This is a genomic window from Mycolicibacter kumamotonensis (genome assembly GCF_002086285.1).
Taxonomy (GTDB): domain Bacteria; phylum Actinomycetota; class Actinomycetes; order Mycobacteriales; family Mycobacteriaceae; genus Mycobacterium; species Mycobacterium kumamotonense.
In genome coordinates this window covers 1-4,337 of the sequence record NZ_MVHU01000074.1, presented here as the reverse complement: position 1 = coordinate 4,337, position 4,337 = coordinate 1, and the positions used below count along the sequence as shown (strand labels likewise).

Here is a 4,337-nt window from a genome sequence, read left to right as displayed (position 1 = left end):
CAGTGTGGTGTCGGGTCGGGTGGCGTATGCGTTGGGGTTGGAGGGCCCGGCGGTGTCGGTGGATACGGCGTGTTCGTCGTCGTTGGTGGCGTTGCATCTGGCCGCTCAGGCGTTGCGGTCGGGGGAGTGCTCTTTGGCCCTGGCCGGCGGGGTGACGGTGTTGTCCACCCCGTCGTTGTTCACCGAGTTTTCCCGGCAGCGGGGGTTGTCCCCGGATGGCCGGTGCAAGGCGTTCTCAGCCTCGGCTGACGGGGTGGGCTGGGCTGAGGGTGCGGGAGTGTTGGTGTTGGAGCGGTTGGCTGATGCCCGGGCCCACGGTCATCAGGTGCTGGCGGTGGTGCGGGGCTCAGCGACCAACCAGGACGGTGCGAGCAACGGGTTGACCGCCCCCAACGGCCCCTCCCAGGAACGGGTGATCCGCCAGGCCCTGGCCAACGCCGGGGTCTCCGCCGCCGACATCGACGCCGTGGAAGCCCACGGCACCGGAACCCCGCTGGGCGACCCGATCGAAGCCCAAGCCTTGCTGGCCACCTACGGCCAACACCGCCCCGAGGACGGCCAACCCCTGCAGGTGGGATCAGTCAAATCCAACATCGGCCACTCGGTGGCCGCGGCCGGAGTGGCCGGAGTGATCAAAATGGTCCAAGCCCTGCACCACCAAACCCTGCCCCCCACCTTGCATGTCGATGCCCTGTCCCCCCACGTGGACTGGTCGGCCGGCGAGGTCGAAGTACTCACCGAAGCCAAACCCTGGCCCACCGGCCCCCGACGACGCCGATTCGGGGTGTCCTCCTTCGGCATCAGCGGCACCAACGCCCACGTCATCATCGAAGAACCCCCCGTGGTCAAGGAACCGGTCACCCCGCAAGACCCGGCGCAGGACTCGCCAGAGACGGCGGAGGTGGCCGGGGCCTCGGCGGCGGCTGCGGTGGTGGTGTCGGCCCGTAGCGAGGCGGCGTTGTGTGCGCAGGCGCGCCGGTGGCAGGCCTACGTGCAGGAGCGCCCGGAGATCACCGTGGAGCAGGTTGCGGCGACGGCGCGTGGTCGAGGGCAGCTCGAGCAGCGGGCGGTGGTACTGGCCGGCAGTCGTGACGAGCTGGTGGCAGGGCTCGGTGCTCTTGCCGGCGGCCAAGCGTGGCCGGGTCTTGTGCGTGGGCGGGCGCGGCCGCGCAAGCCGGCGTTCGTCTTTCCCGGCCAGGGTGGGCAGTGGCCGGGGATGGCGTTGGGACTGTGGCAGGCCGGCGGGGTGTTCGCCGAGTCGATGCAGGCGTGCGCGCAGGCCTTGTCGGAGCATGTGCAGTGGTCATTGCGTGAGGCGCTGCACGACGCGGCGTTGTTGAAGCGTGTCGATGTCGTGCAGCCGGCGCTGTTTTCGGTGATGGTGTCGTTGGCGCAGTTGTGGAAGGCGCACGGAGTTGCGCCGTCGATGGTTATCGGTCATTCCCAGGGCGAGATCGCCGCGGCGTATGTGGCCGGGGCGTTGTCGCTGGAAGACGCTGTCAGGGTCGTGGCGTTGCGCAGCCGCGCGATCGCCGAGGAATTGGTCGGCAAGGGCGGCATGGTATCGGTCGGCTTGCCTGCCGAGGACCTGCGGCGACGGCTCAGCGAGTTCGGCGGTGAGGTGTCGATCGCGGCGTTCAACGGGCCGATGTCAACAGTGGTCGCGGGCAGCCCTGAGGCGCTGGAGGCCTTGGTCGCGGCCTGCGAAGCCGATGAGGTGCGGGCCCGGTGGATCGCGGTGGACTACGCGTCACACACCGCTCAAGTCGAGCGGCTGCGTGAACGACTGCTGGCCGACTTGGCGCCGATACGCCCACGGCGAAGCGACATCCCGTTTTACTCCACAGCCACCGGCGCCCTGCTGGACACCACGCGACTTGATGCACAGTACTGGTTTGACAGCCTGGCCAGCCCGGTGCTGTTCGAGCAGGCGACACGCGCACTGCTCGGCGACGGCTGTTCGCTTCTGGTCGAGCTCAGCCCACACCCGGTGTTGGCGTTGGCGTTGCAGGAAACAATCCACGATGAGCGAGCCGATGACGCTGTCGCAGTGATCGGTTCATTGCGCCGCGACGAGGACGATGCGCAGCGCTTCGCGTTGTCCCTTGGCGAAGCCCATGTTCACGGCGTCCCCATCAACGGGGAGATGTTCGCCGGCCGCGGCGCCACCAAAGTCGACCTACCCACCTACCCCTTCGAACACCGCACCTACTGGCTGACCCCCCACACCACCACCCCCGGCGACCTCAGCGCCGCCGGCCTCCAAGACGCCCACCACCCCCTCCTCGGCGCCGCAGTCACCCTCACCGACGGCACCACCCTGTTCACCGCACGCCTATCCCTGACCGAACAACCCTGGCTCGCCGACCACGTCGTCCTCGACCGCGTCATCGTCCCCGGCGCCGCCTTCATCGAACTCGCCCTCCACGCCGGCACCCACATCGGCGCCCCCCACATCGACGAACTCATCATCGAAACCCCCCTCATCCTCCCCAACAACGACGCCGTCGACCTCCAAATCACCATCACCCCGGCCAATCAAGCCGGGAACTATCCGCTCACCATCAGTTCACGAATCACAGGCAGCGACGACGCGGTATGGACACGCCACGCCAGCGGACTGATGGGCCTGTTCGATCGCCACCCAGTCAAAGCGGAGGCCTTAGCCCGGGAGGCGTGGCCCCCTGTCGGCACGGAGCCCATCGATGTCTCACTCCTCTACGACCGCTTGCCCGACCTCGGCCTTAACTACGGACCCGCCTTCCAAGGCCTCCACACAGCATGGGAACGCGACGGCGCCTTCTACGCGGAGATGGCACTCGGGACCGGTGACGCCGCCACAGCGAAATCATTCGGAATCCATCCAGCGCTGCTCGACGCAGCGTTCCACGTGGCGCTCGAGCCGCTCTCGGCCAACTTCGAAAACGGCAGCGCCCCAGTACCGTTCCTTATCGGACGTGCTCAACTGCACCGTCCAGGGTCCGACCATCTACGAGTGCAGATCGAATTCCTCACCGAAGACACCGTCGCAATCACAGCGATCGACGACGGTGGGACACCGGTTCTCACCGTCGACTCACTCGTGGTGCGGCCAACTGAGCGCAAGCAACTCGTCGGCACCGGGGCAGATCCACTGTTCGCCGTCGAGTGGAGCGAGTTCACCGCGACTAGATCGAAGCAACCGTCGACGATCACCCGCCTCAGCGTCGAGTCCGATCTCACCGCCCTGTCAGCTGGAACAGTTCCCGGTGCGGTCGCGTGGGAAGTGAGTACGCCGGCGGGGCATCGGGCTGATGCGGCGCGTGTGGGTGTTCATGCGGCGCTTTCGTTGTTGCGGGCTTGGTTTGCCGCTGAGCATCTCGCCGAGGCGCGCTTGATGTTTGTCACCCGTGGTGCGGTTGCGGTGGGTGAGGGTGATGTTCCCGACCCCGCCGCGGCGGCGGTGTGGGGGTTTGTCCGCTCTGCACAGGCCGAATACCCCGATCGCGTGGTGCTCGTCGATGTCGATACCGACACCGAACCGCCGTGGGAGGCGATTCTGGCCATAGGTGAGCCGCAGGTCGCTGTGCGCGGTGACCGGCTGTTCGCCCCTCGGTTGCGGCGCATCAGCGTCTCGCCCTCGGGGCCGACGCTGCTCGACGGAGCCCAAACGGTGGCGATCACCGGCGGTACCGGCGCGCTGGGCCGGCTGGTCGCACGCCACCTCGCCGCCGAGTACGGGGTGCGGGCGCTGATTCTGCTCAGCCGTCGCGGCGCCGCAGGGGAGGGCTGCGAGGAGCTGGCCGCTGACCTGTCCGCCCTGGGATGCGACGTGACGTTCGAGGCGTGCGATGCCGCCGACCGGGACGCCCTGGAAAGGGTGCTCGACAGGCATCGCCCCGACGCGGTCATTCACGCCGCGGGTGTCATGGATGACGCGACGATCACCGCGATCACCGACGACCAGATCGACCGTGTGTTGCGCGCCAAGGTTGATGCGGCCGTGCACCTCGATGAACTGCTCGCCGATGTGCCGCTGATCCTGTTCTCCTCAGCGGCACCGCTGCTGGGCGGCCAAGGCCAAAGCAATTACGCCGCAGCCAACGCATTCCTCGACGCCCTGGCCCAGCGCCGACACACCGAGAATCGTCCCGCACAGTCTCTCGCCCTCGGGGCCTGGGGGGCGCTCGACAGCAGCATGTTCGGCGGCCGTGATCGCGCCACAGTGGAGCAGCACATCCGCACACGCCTGGGTATGCGGCTGTTCGAACCCCAGGAGGGACTGACTCTCCTCGACACGGCACTGCACTCAGACCGCGCCGTCGTCGCCCCCATGCTCCTCGACTCCGCCGCCCTGC

At 67.9% G+C, this 4,337-nt stretch carries 1 protein-coding gene; it reads left to right on the top strand.

Translation table 11 applies throughout. The features are described 5' to 3' along the window. Positions 1-4,337 (top strand): type I polyketide synthase (locus BST28_RS22685; protein WP_133054364.1); only part of this gene is annotated, 4,337 nt, incomplete at both ends.